At 46.7% G+C, this 15,655-nt stretch carries 14 protein-coding genes; 3 read left to right on the forward strand and 11 right to left on the reverse strand.

The window, feature by feature from the left end; all coding sequences use genetic code 11:
* Window positions 1–264 precede the first annotated feature (264 nt).
* Window positions 265–576, forward strand: a complete 312-nt coding sequence (locus BQ9856_RS17450; protein WP_077612176.1) for a hypothetical protein — start codon at window positions 265–267, stop codon at window positions 574–576.
* Window positions 577–826: 250 nt separating this feature from the next.
* Here BQ9856_RS17450 and BQ9856_RS17455 read toward each other — a convergent pair whose 3' ends face one another.
* Complete coding sequence (locus BQ9856_RS17455; RefSeq protein ID WP_077612177.1) at window positions 827–1,378, reverse strand: AAA family ATPase; 552 nt, start codon at window positions 1,376–1,378, stop codon at window positions 827–829.
* 365 nt (window positions 1,379–1,743) lie between these two features.
* Here BQ9856_RS17455 and BQ9856_RS25770 point away from each other — a divergent pair, with 365 nt between their 5' ends.
* Window positions 1,744–1,881 (forward strand): tyrosine-type recombinase/integrase, encoded by a 138-nt coding sequence (locus BQ9856_RS25770; RefSeq protein ID WP_077613426.1) that lies wholly within the window; start codon window positions 1,744–1,746, stop codon window positions 1,879–1,881.
* A 149-nt stretch (window positions 1,882–2,030) separates the two neighbouring features.
* The gene (locus tag BQ9856_RS17465) at window positions 2,031–2,876 is read left to right on the forward strand and encodes a helix-turn-helix domain-containing protein (protein ID WP_077612178.1); all 846 of its coding nucleotides are present in this window, start codon (window positions 2,031–2,033) and stop codon (window positions 2,874–2,876) included.
* Between the two features lie 21 nt (window positions 2,877–2,897).
* On the opposite strand, the gene BQ9856_RS17470 is transcribed toward BQ9856_RS17465, so the two are convergent.
* The 10 genes from BQ9856_RS17470 to recA all read right to left on the reverse strand — a co-directional run bounded on the left by BQ9856_RS17470 (window position 2,898) and on the right by recA (window position 15,650).
* Window positions 2,898–4,004 (reverse strand): GntR family transcriptional regulator, encoded by a 1,107-nt coding sequence (locus tag BQ9856_RS17470; RefSeq protein WP_077612179.1) that lies wholly within the window; start codon window positions 4,002–4,004, stop codon window positions 2,898–2,900.
* Between the two features lie 10 nt (window positions 4,005–4,014).
* Entirely contained in the window at window positions 4,015–4,710 is a 696-nt protein-coding gene (locus BQ9856_RS17475; protein ID WP_077612180.1) for an L-ribulose-5-phosphate 4-epimerase, read from the reverse strand.
* A gap of 110 nt (window positions 4,711–4,820) precedes the next feature.
* Complete coding sequence (locus BQ9856_RS17480; protein ID WP_077612181.1) at window positions 4,821–6,422, reverse strand: xylulokinase; 1,602 nt, start codon at window positions 6,420–6,422, stop codon at window positions 4,821–4,823.
* A gap of 106 nt (window positions 6,423–6,528) precedes the next feature.
* The gene (gene araA / locus BQ9856_RS17485) at window positions 6,529–8,022 is read right to left on the reverse strand and encodes an L-arabinose isomerase (protein WP_077612182.1); all 1,494 of its coding nucleotides are present in this window, start codon (window positions 8,020–8,022) and stop codon (window positions 6,529–6,531) included.
* A gap of 34 nt (window positions 8,023–8,056) precedes the next feature.
* Window positions 8,057–9,577 (reverse strand): arabinosylfuranosidase ArfA, encoded by a 1,521-nt coding sequence (arfA, locus tag BQ9856_RS17490; RefSeq protein WP_077612183.1) that lies wholly within the window; start codon window positions 9,575–9,577, stop codon window positions 8,057–8,059.
* 36 nt (window positions 9,578–9,613) lie between these two features.
* Complete coding sequence (fsa, locus tag BQ9856_RS17495) at window positions 9,614–10,267, reverse strand: fructose-6-phosphate aldolase (RefSeq protein WP_077612184.1); 654 nt, start codon at window positions 10,265–10,267, stop codon at window positions 9,614–9,616.
* A gap of 412 nt (window positions 10,268–10,679) precedes the next feature.
* Window positions 10,680–12,122, reverse strand: coding sequence for a D-alanyl-D-alanine carboxypeptidase family protein (locus BQ9856_RS17505; protein ID WP_139348723.1), 1,443 nt, complete (start codon window positions 12,120–12,122; stop codon window positions 10,680–10,682).
* Between the two features lie 73 nt (window positions 12,123–12,195).
* Window positions 12,196–13,755: a ribonuclease Y gene (gene rny, locus BQ9856_RS17510; RefSeq protein WP_077612186.1), complete on the reverse strand. Its 1,560-nt coding sequence runs from the start codon at window positions 13,753–13,755 to the stop codon at window positions 12,196–12,198.
* 125 nt (window positions 13,756–13,880) lie between these two features.
* Complete coding sequence (locus BQ9856_RS17515) at window positions 13,881–14,489, reverse strand: regulatory protein RecX (protein WP_077612187.1); 609 nt, start codon at window positions 14,487–14,489, stop codon at window positions 13,881–13,883.
* A 66-nt stretch (window positions 14,490–14,555) separates the two neighbouring features.
* Window positions 14,556–15,650 (reverse strand): recombinase RecA, encoded by a 1,095-nt coding sequence (gene recA / locus BQ9856_RS17520; protein WP_077612188.1) that lies wholly within the window; start codon window positions 15,648–15,650, stop codon window positions 14,556–14,558.
* Window positions 15,651–15,655: the final 5 nt, after the last annotated feature.

Genomic DNA, 15,655 nt, shown 5'->3' on the forward strand with positions numbered 1-15,655 from the left:
GCAGGAACGCCTAAAGCATCTCCGACAGCTAAACCATAGATCGCAGATCGTAATTTGTCTAAATGTCTAAATTTTGACTTATTCAAGCTTCACTCTTTCCTACCTCTCTTGCTTTTTCGATTTCTACAGCTAATTCCTTTTCCTGTTTCTCTAAATTGACAACATTTACTTTATTTCCTCGTTTTTACCTCTCAGATTTATGTAACACTTCATAAAAACTAATATAATATAAAAGAAAGGTATTTTTTATAAAGAGGTAAAATTATGTATATAAAATCTGTCCTTGCTTATCGTATTTATGATACTGTCAGTGTTTTAATCTCAGCTGATTTACCACGGCCGTGTGATAAGGCTAGAATTTGCTGTACTTATCCTGGAAATATAGTCTATTTTAGAGATCCTGGTAAAGCACAGGTGTTTATTGAATTTTCTTCCAGTGATGAAATTTGTCCTGATGTTTTATGGCCATGGTCATCAAGTGTTCAACTAAAAGACTCTGCTCATGATGAGGTGGAAATTTTTGTGAATAGAGAAAGCATAGTATCTGTTCCCATATTTAATTATCCTAAATTCTAAACAACAAGACCAACACAAAATCTTAAATTCAATGGCCAGAACTCAACTCCGGCTCAAAGTTCAGCCACAAGGTTTCCACCCTGGGAAGGCTGTCCTGTGCCCTGGCTGGAATCTGTAATTTCCGCCAGCCCTTTAAATATTTTCCATACAGCTCACAATCACAACCCCTCTCTTTTTCTGACAATAAAAAAACTACCAGTTTAATGCTGAAAGTTGGTAATTTTTTTATATTCAGTTTTGTAGCTTCACGCTATAACTTAAATAATGTTTTTATCTTTTGAGCAACAATATCAGGTGAAATATATGAATTGTCAATCTTAATGTAATTATCAAATGGTATTTCGCCGTCATTACTTACCAAACGGTATTTTTCGTCATCATCTATCAATCTTTGATTAGAAATATTAATATCACGTTTTGATGCCTTGTTGTATAATCTATTTTCAGTTACATTTCTTTCCAAACGTATTTCTCTTGAAGCGACAAGTTCAACATAGTAAAATTCAGTTTCGTATGGTCTGAATATATCTTTGACGTGCTCAATATAATCCCAATCAGACTGCTGGTCAAACGCCCACATATAAGTAAAAATAAGTCCGTAATTATTTGATGCAGCAAATTCTTCAAAAATCACTTCTCTTAAACGAGAAACCACTTTCCCTTTGTAGGAACCAAAGATTTCAATTACCGGCTCAATTGTCATATGGTTATGGAACAAACGTAAATCTGTAATTTTCATCAATTCCTGTCCAACAGTCATTTTTCCAACAGATGCATTTCCAATTATAAATACAACTTTCATAAAATCGTTCCCTCTGCCTAATTTAAACAACTTTATAAATAGAATACCATCCTACCTACCAACTATCAATATTAAGTTCTCGACGTACATTTTTCTTTCACAAACTGTTCACAGTTCCATCAAACTCCCGTCACAGTTTCCTGGTATAGTAATAACTGTAAAGAGGCAGTAGTCTTTTATATAAAACTTTTTTTCATAACAGCCGGCAGGATTCCACATCTTGCCGGCTCCTCCCTTTTGTGTAGACTATTTCTTTTTCTGAATCTCCTTAAGCTTCTCAATCAAATACGATCTATTTGCTTCACAATCCCTATGAAAAAGATAATATTCATGCCCGCCATATCCTTCATGATGCCTGTCTTCACATGTTACACTTTTCCTACGCAAGTGACCTATATAAAGCCGGAGTAGATATTAAGCAGGTGCAGCATCTTCTTGGACATTCTGACAGCCGGAATACGCTTGGCATATACACATTTTGGTTATGCAGATGTGGAAATTGATAAATTGGAGAATTATTATGATACAGTCAAAATGCAGTCAAACGATAAAATAATCCCTTTTAAAAGCGCATAAATAAAAGGAATTATCTAAATAGACAAGCCATACACAAAATGATACAATAGAAAAAACGGGAAAGGAGATGCAGGATATGTACACCAATACGGGTTATATGAATTTAACAGATGAGGAACTGGAAGACTTAAGCATTCCCTTAAGGGCCAACTGCTGCGGCGTATACCGTCTGGTTTCCCGGCCTGTCATGTCCACCATCCGGCCGGCAGGAAGGCCTGATTACCAGATCCTCTACATTGCATCCGGGAAGGCATGGTTTACCTTCCATGGTACCGCCACAGAGGTTCCAGCCGGGAACATGGTGCTTTATGAACCTCTTCAATATCAGCAGTACTCCTATTATCTGGAAGACAAACCGGAAGTATACTGGCTGCATTTTACAGGAGAAGAAGCGGCCGGCCTTTTAACACAGGCAGGTTTTGGAGAAAGCCCTTTTTTATACACCGGTGTTTCTTCCAGATACCAGGAATTATTCCTTTCCATTATCCGGGAACTGCAAATTTTCCGCCCCTGCTCGGAAGAACTGGCCATTCTGTATTTAAGACAGCTTTTCCTGCTTCTCAAGCGTTTAAAGGAGGAAGGCGGCTTTCCAAAAACAGAGATACAGAAAGTCATGGAGAAGGCGGTCCATTACTTTCATGAAAATTTCTCCAGGGATATCGAAATCGACCATTATGCCAGAGAGCTCCACATGAGCACCTGCTGGTTCATCCGAAGCTTTAAGCAGTATGTGGGAATGCCGCCCCGTAAGTATCTGACCTCCATACGGGTCAAAAAAGCCAGAGAGCTTTTGGAAAGCACGGACTATGGAGTCGGGGAGATCGGCAATATCGTCGGTTACGACAATCCTCTGTACTTCAGCAGAATATTCAAAAAGCAAACCGGAATTTCACCGGCAGAATACCGGAAAGCCGCAAGGTGAGCCAGGCAGGCTCCGTCCGGATTAATCTTTTTTCCGGCGGTCCCTGCAGGACTCCCGGACTACCAGTTCCGGTTTTAAGATCCGCTCCACTCTGCTTTCTTCATCGGCCACGCCATTTATCTTTTCCAGAAGAAGTTCTGCTGCCATAGCCCCCAGCCGCTCCTGGGGGTGGGCAATGGTGGTTAACTTCACCAGCCCGTTCTCTGCTATAAAGGAATTGTCATAGCCCGTAACGGAAATGTCCTCCGGTACCGAAAACCCGCTTTTTTCAACGGCTTTTATGGCCTCGAATGCAATCTGGTCGTTGTAGCAGACGATTCCGTCTATGGGAACCCCTTCCTCAAGCATCAGCTTTAATATGCCTGATGGCTTCACAGTCCGGTCTTCCGTATGGAACCAGATCACCATATCCGGATCATAAGGAAACCCAGCCTCCTGGAGGGCCTTCACATAGCCCTTATGGCGGTCTTTCCCCTGGCTGTCGTCAGCTTTGAATATTCCCAGAATGTGCTTATGGCCTAACCCGATCAAATGCCTGGTGACCAGATATCCGCCCATGCAGTCATCCATCCGGATATGGGGCTTATTCTTCATCTGGACATAATACCCCTGAATAAACACATAGGGAATCTGGTAAAAATCCAGCTTGTCATAAAGTCCCTTGTGGCCGCACATGATCTCACTTTTGCTTGGCTCAATAATGAGCCCGTCAATGTCCTTCTCAAGGATCTCTTCCAGACATTTGCTTTCCTTCCGTCTGCTGTTCCCCGTATTTTTAAGTATGATGCTGTACCCGCCGGCAGTGAGCACGCTGTCGATCCCCTGGATCAGCCGTGGGAAAATATAGTCAGACAAATAGGTGGTGATCACTGCGATGTTGCCTGACCCTTTTTTCCCTCCGGCTTTTCTGGAAACAAAGGTCCCCCGGCCATGTTCCGCCTGGATGAACCCCTCCTGTTCCAGGATGGACAGCGCTTTTCTCACCGTATGGCGGCTTACATGGAAGGCGGCCGACAATTCATTTTCCGAAGGCAGACGGTCTCCCGGCTTCCGCTGTCCGGAAACAATATCCCGTTTCAGTTCTTCCATTAACACATAATACTTTGTTTTTCCGCTGTCCTCCGCCATATGGGACTCCTTACGATTTATTCTGGCCGTAATATGCATTCGGCCCATGTTTGCGCATAAAATGCTTATCCTGCAGGCACTGGGGCGCAGGCATAACCGACGGATTAAGCAGCTCGGTCATGAGATTCATCCTTGCGATTTCCTCCAGCACTACGGCATTGTGAACTGCATTTGCCGCATCGGTTCCCCAGGTAAAAGGTCCGTGGTTCTTGCATAATACTGCCGGAACATGCATGGGATTTATTTCCTTAAAGGTCTCGATGATCACAAGGCCTGTGTTCTTCTCATATCCGTCTTCAATCTCTTCCGCCGTGAGATTTCTGGCGCAGGGGATCTCCCCATAGAAATAATCCGCATGGGTGGTGCCATAACAGGGCAGACCCCTGCCGGCCTGGGCCCAGGATGTGGCCATTGGAGAATGGGTATGAACGATTCCTCCTATTTCTTTAAATGCCTTATAAAGCTCCAGATGGGTGGCTGTGTCGGAGGAAGGATTTAATTCCCCTTCCACCTGATTGCCGTCTAAATCCATCACGACCATATCCTCAGGCCTTAGCCTTTCATAATCCACCCCGCTGGGTTTGATAACAAACAGGCCCTTTTCCCGGTCAATGCCGCTGACATTTCCCCATGTATAAGTAATGAGCCCTCTCTTCGGCAGCTCCATATTGGCTTCATATACGTTTCTTTTCAGTTCTTCCAGCATATCATACGCATCCTTTCCTTTTTATTGCCCATGCTTTTCGGGCATAAAGGTATACCCGTAGGGTGTTTCCTCTTTATTGCCCAGGTGTTTAGGGCATAAAGGTACTTCCATCAACAATTCAGACTGTCCACCGCAGCACGCTCGATGGAAAGCCCGGTCCTGTACCGCTCCATAAAAGCTGCAAAACCTATTTCATCCTCCGGGTCCGGCTCCATCCTGGTTCCTGCTTCAGCCTTAAATACTTTTTCTGCCAGATAATGATCCAGAGCTTCTCCGTCCTGTTTCCATATCATGTAAGAGGCTAACAGTGCAGCCCCCCAGGCCCCGCCTTCTCCCGCTGTCTCCATGACGGAAACCGGAACGCCCATTGCTGCAGCCATGATCCGCTGGCCCACGCCTTTTGTCTTAAAGAGACCTCCATGCCCCAAAAGCACATCCAGCCTGACGTCTTCCTCAAACAGGATATCCATTCCGGTCTTTAAAGCTCCCAGAGCCGTATAAAGATGGACCCTCATAAAATTCGCCAGATTGAAACGGCTTTCCGGTGTACGGACAAACAGGGGCCTTCCCTCTTCAAAATGAGTTATATGCTCCCCGGACAGATATCCGTAGGAAAGCAGGCCTCCGCAATCCTTATCGCCCTCCAGAGCTTTCTGGTAGAGTGCGGAAAACAGGGAATTTTTATCGGTCTTCATGCCCATGGCCCCGGCAAATTCTTCAAACAGGGAAACCCAGGCATTTAAGTCTGAGGTGCAGTTGTTACAGTGGACCATGGCAACCGAATCTCCGGCGGGAGTTGTGACAAGATCTATTTCCGGATAAACCCTGGAAAGTTCTTTTTCCAGCACCACCATTGCAAACACACTGGTTCCGGCAGACACATTACCGGTCCTTCTTGCCACGCTGTTGGTGGCTGTCATTCCGGTTCCTGCATCTCCCTCCGGCGGGCAAAGCGGGATTCCAGGCTTTAAATTCCCGCTGACATCAAGAAGTGCTGCTCCCTCCCCTGTCAGGGTACCTGCCGCCTCCCCTGCCGTCAGCACCGTTGGAAGGATATCCCGAAGCTTCCAGGGCAATCCCTCGGATGCAATCAGCTCATCAAACTGAACAGTCATCCGCTCATAAAAATCTTTTGTACTGCTGTCAACCGGGAACATGCCTGCGCAATCCCCGATACCAAGCACCCGTTTTCCGGTCAGCTTCCAGTGGACATAGCCTTCCAGGGTAATGAGGTAGTCAATCCGGGACACATGCTCTTCCTTGTTAAGGATCGCCTGGTATAAATGGGCAATGCTCCATCTCTGGGGAATGTGATAGGAAAACAGCCGGGTCAGCTTCTCCGAGGCCTCCTCTGTCATGGTATTTCTCCAGGTGCGGAAGGGGACCAGAATATCTCCTTCCTTGTCAAATGCCATATATCCGTGCATCATGGCGGAAAAACAGATGGCACCGATGGTTGTCAGAGTCTCTCCGTACCGCATTTTTACATCTTCTGCCATTTTCCGGTAACTGTCCTGTACTCCTTCCCAGATATCCGGAATGGAATAGGTCCAGATTCCATCCACATACCGGTTTTCCCAGTCATGGCTGCCGGAAGCTATGGGATTATGTTCCTCATCCACCAATACCGCCTTGATCCTGGTGGACCCAAGCTCAATTCCAAGAGCGGTTTTCCCTTCCCGGATGGCCGCCGCTATGGTATTTTCCTTCATTATGAAACCCCTCCTTTGTCAAGCGGATATTCGCAATCCGCTTCGCTGCTTGATTTGGTTAAAATGGGCCGCCCCTTTGGGTAAAGGGGCAACCCCCGCTACACATTTAACGGAATACCATGGAATTCCATTTCAGTTCATTTTTTAAATCTCTTATGTTTGTCTTTTCATCAATATAGACTGCTTCAATGCCCATAGCCTCAGCCCAGTCTCCCATCTGTTCTGCCGTCAGATCGTAGGTAAAGGCCGTATGATGGGCGCCTCCGGCTAATATCCAGCTTTCCGCTCCGGTGGACAGGTCCGGCTCCGGCGTCCAGAATGCGGTGGCTACCGGAAGCTTTGGCATTGGCTTTTCCGTCTTTTTGCAGTTTACGGTATTGATGATCAGGCGGAAACGGCTGCCAAGATCGATCAGTGAGGTGGCGATGCCTTTCCCTTCCTTTGCCGTGAATACAAGACGGGCCGGATCCTCCCGCTGCCCCATGGACAACGGGTTCACCTTGATACCGATTTTTCCATCCGCAATGGTTGGACATACCTCTAACATATGGGCCTGCAGGATCCCTTCTTTTCCCGGAACCAGGTTATAGGTGTAATCTTCCATAAAAGATGTGCCCTTCGCGTCCCTGACACCTTCGGTCATGATCTTCATAAGGCGTACCATAGCGGCTGTTTTCCAGTCTCCCTCACCGCCAAAGCCATAGCCTTTTTCCATCAGGCGCTGAATGGCCAGGCCGGGAAGCTGCTTTAAGGAGCCCAGATCACCGAAATGGGTCACAATGGCCTGGTAATTTTTGTCCTTTAAGAACCGTTCAAAGCCCAATTCCATCTGTGCCTGGACCGCCACATGGGCCTTGAATTCCTGAGGATCCCTCCCCTCCAGGAGAATTTCATACCGGCTGTAATACTCATCCACCAGGGCGGAAACATCGCCTGCTGCCACGTCCTTCACATAATCTGCGATTTCATTGACCGGATAGGCATCGATCTCCCAGCCAAACTTCATCTGCGCCTCTACCTTGTCACCCTCAGTGACCGCTACATTTCTCATGTTGTCCGCAACCCGGACCACACGGATATGGCTGCTTTCCATGATGCCCACCGCAGTCCTCATCCAGGAACCGATCCGGCTCTGGACCGGTTCGTCATCCCAGAAGCCTGCAATGACCTTTCTCTCCATTCCCATTCTGGTGACCATATGGCCGAATTCCCGGTCGCCGTGGGCGGACTGGTTCTCATTCATGAAATCCATGTCAATGGTATCGTAAGGAATTTCCCGGTTAAACTGGGTGTGTAAGTGGAGCAAAGGCTTTCTGTACTCCTGAAGTCCTAAAATCCAGGACTTGGCAGGAGAAAAGGTATGCATCCAGGTGATCACTCCGGCACAGTTCTCATCGGCATTAGCCTGATTGAACAGGCTGCGGATGGAAGCATTATCGATCAGTACCGGCTTTAAAATCACCTCATAAGGAAGAAGTCCGCAGGAATTCAGCCTTTCCGTGATGATTCCGGAATGCTCTGCTACATGTTTTAAGCATTCCTCACCGTAAAGATCCTGGGAACCGGTTGCAAACCAGAATTGATACGCTTTATTTATCATTTTAATTTCCCCCTTCTCATTCATTTATCCAATATCATTCTTTCCCAAGACGGATCACATTCCATGACGCTTTGTGCAGGGTACTGGTCATCGTACCGCCGTCTAATACAGACTGGCCGGTCTGTCTCGGGGCTACCTTTTCGTTAAGAGGTCCGTTTACTGCCAGCAGATCATCGCTTTCCAGCACGATGTGCTCCAGGACACGGTATCCCTCAAAGCTTCTCACATCTGTGGTCATTTCCGCATCGTCATTTATGCTGCGGTTCACTGCAAAAATGGTCACCTCATCCTGAGCTTCATTGTATACGGAAACCGCTTCTACCGCTGTTACATCTTCATGAGAAGACGTGTCGAACTTCGGCGTGCCGATAACCGGAAGAAGCGCCGTTCCGCGTCCATACTTAGAGGCGTGCAGGAAGGGATAGAAAATGGTCTGCTTCCATGCTGCTCCGCCGCCGGCTTCCGTCATGATGGGCGCGATTACATTTACAAGCTGGGCCAGACATGCCATCTTCACCCGGTCCGCATGCTTCATCAGAGTGATCAGCATAAGGCCCACTAAAAGAGCATCCTCAAAGTTATAGATATCCTCCAGCATCGGCGGTGCAACCTGCCACGGATGGTTTTTGGTGATGTCATCATCCGCCGCATTGGAATGATACCATACATTCCACTCATCAAAGCTGATCTTAATATCCTTTTTGCCCCGCTTTTTGGCCTTTACATAATCGCAGGTAGCGATTACGGTTCGGATAAACCGATCCATATCATCCGAGCAGGCAAGGAAATCCTGGCTGTCTCCTTTTTGATTTCCATAGTATTGATGCATTGATATGTAATCTACATAATCATAGGTATGCTGCAGGGTCACTGCTTCCCAGTCCGGGAAGGTCGGCATGGTTAAGGATGAGCTTCCGCAGGAAACCAGTTCAATGTCAGGATCAATGATCTTCATGGCCCTTGCGGTTTCTTCTGCCAGACGTCCGTACTCCTCCATGGTCTTATGTCCGATCTGCCATGGACCATCCATCTCATTGCCCAGGCACCAGGTCTTGATGTTATGGGGCTCCTTATAGCCGTGGCGGATTCTTAGATCACTGTATTTGGTATTGCCCGGGTGATTGCAGTATTCCAGAAGATTGCACGCGTCAGCGATCCCTCTGGTTCCCAGGTTTACGGCCATCATTACATCGGAGCCCGCACTTCTGGTCCATTTGGTAAATTCATTTAAACCGACCTTATTTTCCTCAATGCTGCGCCATGCCAGTTCCAGGCGTCTGGGACGGTCCTCCAATGGCCCTACACTGTCTTCCCAGTTGAAGCTTGATACAAAGTTACCGCCCGGATACCGGATAATGGGAACATTCAGCTCCCGGATCAGTTCCTTTACATCACCGCGGAAGCCGTCTTCATCGGCAGTGGAATGTTCAGGGCAGTAAATGCCGTCGTATACGGCCCGGCCCAGATGCTCGATAAAAGAACCGTAGATTCTTTCATCGATTTCCGCAATGCGGTATTCCTTGTCAATTACCATTTTTACTTTGTTGAATGCCATTTGTATTGCCCAACCTTTCTGTCACGAATCAAATTTTTATTCTCCAAATACCTTTCGGTAATCGTCCTGGAACTTCACAATCCCCTGGTCAGTCAGGGGATGCTTCGTCATCTGTACCAATACCTGATACGGTACCGTTGCGATGTCCGCTCCCGCTTTTGCACAGTCGATTACATGGATCGGATTGCGGATGCTGGCTGCGATGATCTCCGTCTTGATATCATGAATGGTAAATATCTCTGTGATATCTTCAATTAAGTCAATCCCGGGCATGGAAATATCGTCAAGCCTTCCTAAGAAAGGGGAAACATAGGCTGCACCGGCTCTGGCTGCCAAAAGAGCCTGGGCAGAAGAAAATACCAGCGTGACATTGGTTTTTATCCCTTCCTTTGCCAGAACCTTTACCGCCTTTAATCCTTCTGTTGTCATGGGGATCTTAACGACCATATTCGGGTGAATGGCGGCAATCTGGCGGCCTTCTTCGATCATCCCTTCCGCATCCACAGTCGTGGCCTTCACCTCTCCGCTCACCGGTCCATCTACGATGGAGGCAATCTCTGCAATTACCTGTTTGAAATCCCTGCCTTCCTTTGCAATCAGGGAAGGATTGGTGGTAACGCCGCAGATAATTCCCATGTCATTAGCCTTCCTGATTTCCTCAATGTTCGCCGTGTCTACAAAAAATCTCATACGTTTCTACCTCCTGCTTTTTCCTTGAGAGTGATCCAATCATCCTCTTACTACCAATTTATAACTTGTACGCACCATTGCACAAGTTGTTTTTATTTATTATACCATAAGAAAGGGGTTTTTATAAAAAAAGATCCCTCAAAGGCACGAGAGAGATAAAGCACAAGGAAAACCCGCATTTTTCTGAATTTCTATGTTTTTTCCACAATCAGCTTGTTAAAAAAAGAGAAAATGCACAATTTTCATTTTCAAATTCCGGAATGTTTGTTGACACTTTTTCATCAATATGGGGTATATTATTAATTGTAACCCCCCCCCAATACATTATATAGTTTTTGCTACACCCCATAAGAAACGAAATACCTTCTCCGAAAAAAGACCAGCTACCCCAGCTGGTCTTTTTCATTTCCTGTTATTTATTTTTTGTCTTACGGCGTTCCTTTAATATCCGGTCAAAAGCTTCCTCGTCACCTTCTGCTTTTAGACGCCGTCTTCTTTCTTCTCTGCGAAGTGCGATTTCTCTGGACTCTTTCTTTTTCCTATATGCAAAGAATCCGGTTAAAACGCCTGCCAGGACAAGGAGAGCTGCAATTCCTGCCAATACATATGTTCCGTGAATGCCCTTTTTCCCTGATGCATCTGTCTGATTGGTATTTGAATCCGTTTTTGTCCCCGTGGGTTCAGCCTCTGCCGTTCCTGACTCTGATCCTTCCCCGGCCGGCGTTGTGCTTCCCTTTGCCAGCAGATAAGCCTGACCGACCTTTCTGTCATTGTAGGTATACTCAATGAGGGCAACTGCTCCTTTGGGACTCCCTGACGGAAGCTCTGTTACCAGGGACTTATCCGCTTCTGGAAACCTGGCCCCCTTGGGAAGGGTAATGGTGCAGTCCGGCTCCAATTCCAAATCAGAGGGTTTGTAGCTCGTTCCGCTTACCTCCACCGGGCTTTCTCCTGAAGTATAGCTGGTTTCGTTCCCTGTAACAGGGAGATTCTCAAAACTGCTGAAACCAAATTCCAGAAGGGTTTTCCCGTCGATAAAATACTGCCTGGGGCTTCCTTTCAAAATAACAGAAACCAATCTTCTTCCATCCTGCTCCCCATAAGTAACAAGAGTGTTTCCGGCCTTAATGAGATATCCGGTTTTTCCGGCCACTGCGGAAGGGCAATAAAACTCACTCTTTTGATCCGTTGTCTTTACCAGCCTGTGCTCATTGTAAATGGTAAGACCCTCCGGATTGTTGGCGGTTGGAGGGATATCATGGCTTACTGCCGAACTGATCTCCACCAGCTTTTCATTGCTGTAGGCTGCCTTTGCTATCAACGCCATATCATAGGCAGTTACATACTGAGTATCCCCATTCAGTCCGGAAGGGTTGTCAAAATGGCTCTCCGTACAGCCAAGCTCCGCTATCTTATCATTCATCATGCGGACAAATTCCTCTCTGCTTCCTGCCACATGCTCCGCTAAAGCGTTGGCTGCCTGGTTGCAGGAATGCAGAATCAGAGAATAGAGACAGTCCTCCACGGAGAGCTTATCTCCATCTGTTACATTTAATTTATTTCCGCTGCCCTCCTCTACGTTGTATACTGAATCCTTGGAAAATGTCACCATATCATCAAGCTTACTGTTCTCCAATACAATCAGGGCAGTTAAAATCTTTGTTATACTGGCCGGCGGATAAGCGGCATGTATGTTTTGTCCGAATATGACAGCCCCGGAATCCGCGTCCATGACAATACCGGCTTCCGCCTGGATACCGGTATCAGACGGCCAGTCCGGCTTTGCATATACGGTCATGAGAAACAGCTGACTGATCAACAGGCAGCTTATCAGTATTTTCAATCGACCTTTCACTTATCAATCCTCCTGACATGAAACATGCCCTAAAAGCCGCATTCAGATAATTATACGGTTTTAGGGCATTGTTTTACTTCGCGTAATCTGTAACTCTGGACTCCCGGATCACGTTGACCTTAATCTGTCCCGGATACTCTAAGGACTCTTCAATCTTCTTAGAAATATCACGAGCCAAAAGTATCATATCATCATCGTTGATCTGTTCCGGAACTACCATAATCCGAACTTCACGTCCTGCCTGAATGGCAAAGGACTTGTCCACTCCTTTAAAGGAGTTGGTAATATCTTCTAACTGTTTTAATCTGTTTGTATATGTCTCCAGAGTCTCCCTTCTGGCGCCAGGTCTTGCTGCAGAAACAGTATCCGCTGCCTGAACGATACAGGCAATAAGGCTCTGTGGTTCAACGTCTCCATGATGGGATTCCACGGTGTTCAGCACGATTGCGGATTCCTTATACTTCTTACACAACTCCACACCCAGCTGAATATGAGAACCTTCCATCTCATGGTCAACGGCTTTCCCGATGTCATGTAATAAACCGGCACGCTTGGCCATACGGATATCAAGGCCGATCTCTCCGGCTAACAGCCCGGATAACTGGGCCACCTCGATGGAATGCTTCAAAGCATTCTGTCCGTAGCTTGTTCTGTATTTCAACTTGCCAAGCAGTCTGATGAGTTCCGGATGAAGTCCGTGAATGCCCACTTCAAGAGCAGCGGCTTCTCCTTCTTCCCGCATATTGGTCTCTACTTCTTTTTGCGCCTTTTCCACCATCTCCTCAATTCTGGCCGGATGAATCCGTCCATCCACAATAAGGCGTTCTAACGCGATTCTGGCTACTTCTCTACGAACCGGATCAAATCCGGATAATACAACTGCCTCCGGGGTATCATCAATAATGAGTTCTACGCCCGTAAGGGTCTCTAACGTACGGATGTTACGACCTTCCCTGCCAATGATTCTGCCTTTCATCTCATCGTTAGGAAGCTGTACAACAGAAACCGTAGTTTCTGCTACGTGGTCCGCAGCACATCTCTGAATGGCTGTTACCACATATTCCTTTGCCTTTTTATCGGCTTCTTCTTTTGCTTTGTTGTCAAGTTCCTTAATTAATTTCGCAGTGTCATGTTTTACATCATCTTCAACAGATTTTAAAAGATATTCTTTTGCCTGTTCGGAGGTAAGTCCGGAAATTTTCTCCAGTTCCTGTATGCCTTTTTCATAGAGAGATTCCACTTCGGCATTTCTCTTATTCAGGGCGTCCTCTCGAGCAGCCAGACCTGCTTCTCGTTTTTCCATAGCCTCAGACTTCTTGTCCAAGTTTTCTTCCTTGCTTAGTACTCGTCTTTCATAACGTTGAAGCTCAGCTCTTCTTTCCCTGGTTTCCTTCTCCAGTTCGTTCTTAGTCTTTAAAGACTCTTCTTTTGCCTCAAGGAGAGCTTCACGCTTCTTTGTCTCAGCGGTCTTTAATGCTTCATCTATTATTTCCCGGGATTTTTCTTCTGCAGAGCCAATTTTACTTTCGTAGGTATTCTTACGATACGCGATGGCAGCAGACCAGGCAATAAAAGCAACTACTACTGACGCGACAATTGCAATCAATGCAGCCGTGAATACTGATACTGACACAGGAGCACCTCCTTATTTGATTTTCATTGTACAACAATACAACACTACAATTTTAAACTGTTTTATACATTATGTCAAGTATTTCGCCCCTGTTTCCGGTATACTTATACACATTTTCCTTATTGTCAGTCATCATCATAAATTCTGCCCAAAACACGGCTTACCACATCGTAAGAAAAGCCCTTTCTCCCCAGTGCAGCCATCACTTTACTGCGCTCCCTGACGTCCATTTCTTCCGGCTTTAAGCGCTTCTTTCTCACATAAGCCCGTATCTGGGCTTCCTCATCCACAGGCTGTTCTTCCAGTATCTCCCGGATCATCTCTTTGTCCAGGCCTTTTTTCTGCAGTTCGTACCGGATCTGTCTTTCGCTCTTCCGCTCCGAATGATATTCCGCATACCTGCGCCCATAATTCTCATCATTGATAAAACAGTGCTCCTTTAAAAAACCGATGGCGTAATCAACGGCTTCCGGAGGATAGCCTCCAGCCTCTAATTTCCGTCTCAGCTCCAGTTCTGTCTTATCGGAAGACTTCAAAAGGAAGAGTACCCTCTCTCTGGCCCTCTGAAACAGAACATCATTCAGAATCTCCCGGTAGGTATCCTGGGAAAGCATCTTTCCTTCCTCTATGCCGAATCTTCTTATCTCCCCTCTATAAAGGACAAGAGTAAAGTCCTCATCCAGAATGACTTTACTCCTGCGTTTATCGACGGGCACGATTTCCATAACGATCATATATGCCCCTTATTTCATCTGACATTGCTGCCTTTTACAAGTCCGCCGGCCAAGTCTTACCGGGGCTTACGCCTCCGGGGTCTCAGCCTTGCTTTCTTCTGCCTTAATTCTCTTGCTCTCCTTTGCTCCGGCTGCATCGGTGCTCTCCTGTGCTGTGCTGCCTTCTGCATGCAGTCCATATTTGACGCGGACCTTGTTCTCGATCTCCAGGCAAATAGCCTGATTGTCCTGAAGATAGATCTTGGCATTCTCACGGCCCTGTCCGATCTTTGCATTATTATAAGCAAACCATGCCCCGCTCTTTTCTACAATATTCTCTTTCACAGCCAGATCCAGAATATCTCCTTCCCTGGAAATACCCCTTCCGAACATAATATCAAACTCAGCCTCTTTAAACGGCGGCGCAATCTTGTTCTTCACTACCTTCACACGAACCCGGTTTCCCACCATATCTCCGCCCTGCTTCAGGGTCTCGATCTTACGGATATCCATGCGGACAGAAGCATAGAACTTAAGGGCGCGTCCGCCTGTGGTGGTCTCAGGACTTCCGAACATCACTCCAACCTTCTCACGAAGCTGGTTGATAAAGAGAACAATACAGTTGGACTTGCTGATAACAGCCGTCAGCTTTCTAAGGGCCTGGGACATAAGACGGGCCTGAAGGCCAACATGGGAATCGCCCATATCCCCTTCGATCTCTGCCTTAGGCACAAGAGCGGCAACCGAGTCCACGATTACGATATCCACCGCTCCGGAACGGACCATGGTCTCCGTGATCTCCAGCGCCTGTTCCCCGTTATCCGGCTGGGATATGTACAGGTTGTCAATATCCACTCCAATATTCTTGGCGTAAACAGGATCAAGGGCATGCTCCGCATCAATGAATCCTGCGATTCCGCCTCTTCTCTGAACCTCTGCGATCATATGAAGGGCAACGGTAGTCTTACCGCTGGACTCAGGACCGTAAATTTCCACAACCCTTCCCTTGGGGATTCCGCCCAGCCCAAGTGCGATATCAAGGCTCAAAGCCCCTGTGGGTATGGTTTCCACATTCATATTCGTTCCATTGTCGCCCAGCTTCATGACAGAGCCCTTTCCATACGCTTTCTCTATCTGGGTAAGGGCGGCATCAAGCGCCTTCAGTTTATCATCTTTATTCATATTAT

This window comes from Clostridium sp. Marseille-P2415, from assembly GCF_900155545.1.
Classification (GTDB): domain Bacteria; phylum Bacillota; class Clostridia; order Lachnospirales; family Lachnospiraceae; genus Lacrimispora.

Excerpts from the sequence above, each read along its gene's own strand:
- BQ9856_RS17465 (WP_077612178.1), top strand. The coding sequence starts at position 2,031 with ATGTACACCAATACGGGTTATATGAATTTAACAGATGAGGAACTGGAA.
- fsa (WP_077612184.1), bottom strand. The coding sequence starts at position 10,267 with ATGAGATTTTTTGTAGACACGGCGAACATTGAGGAAATCAGGAAGGCT.
- BQ9856_RS17450 (WP_077612176.1), top strand. The coding sequence starts at position 265 with ATGTATATAAAATCTGTCCTTGCTTATCGTATTTATGATACTGTCAGT.
- araA (WP_077612182.1), bottom strand. The coding sequence starts at position 8,022 with ATGATAAATAAAGCGTATCAATTCTGGTTTGCAACCGGTTCCCAGGAT.
- recA (WP_077612188.1), bottom strand. The coding sequence starts at position 15,650 with ATGAATAAAGATGATAAACTGAAGGCGCTTGATGCCGCCCTTACCCAG.
- BQ9856_RS17515 (WP_077612187.1), bottom strand. The coding sequence starts at position 14,489 with ATGATCGTTATGGAAATCGTGCCCGTCGATAAACGCAGGAGTAAAGTC.
- BQ9856_RS17475 (WP_077612180.1), bottom strand. The coding sequence starts at position 4,710 with ATGCTGGAAGAACTGAAAAGAAACGTATATGAAGCCAATATGGAGCTG.
- BQ9856_RS17455 (WP_077612177.1), bottom strand. The coding sequence starts at position 1,378 with ATGAAAGTTGTATTTATAATTGGAAATGCATCTGTTGGAAAAATGACT.
- BQ9856_RS25770 (WP_077613426.1), top strand. The coding sequence starts at position 1,744 with ATGTTACACTTTTCCTACGCAAGTGACCTATATAAAGCCGGAGTAGAT.
- arfA (WP_077612183.1), bottom strand. The coding sequence starts at position 9,577 with ATGGCATTCAACAAAGTAAAAATGGTAATTGACAAGGAATACCGCATT.
- BQ9856_RS17470 (WP_077612179.1), bottom strand. The coding sequence starts at position 4,004 with ATGGCGGAGGACAGCGGAAAAACAAAGTATTATGTGTTAATGGAAGAA.
- BQ9856_RS17480 (WP_077612181.1), bottom strand. The coding sequence starts at position 6,422 with ATGAAGGAAAATACCATAGCGGCGGCCATCCGGGAAGGGAAAACCGCT.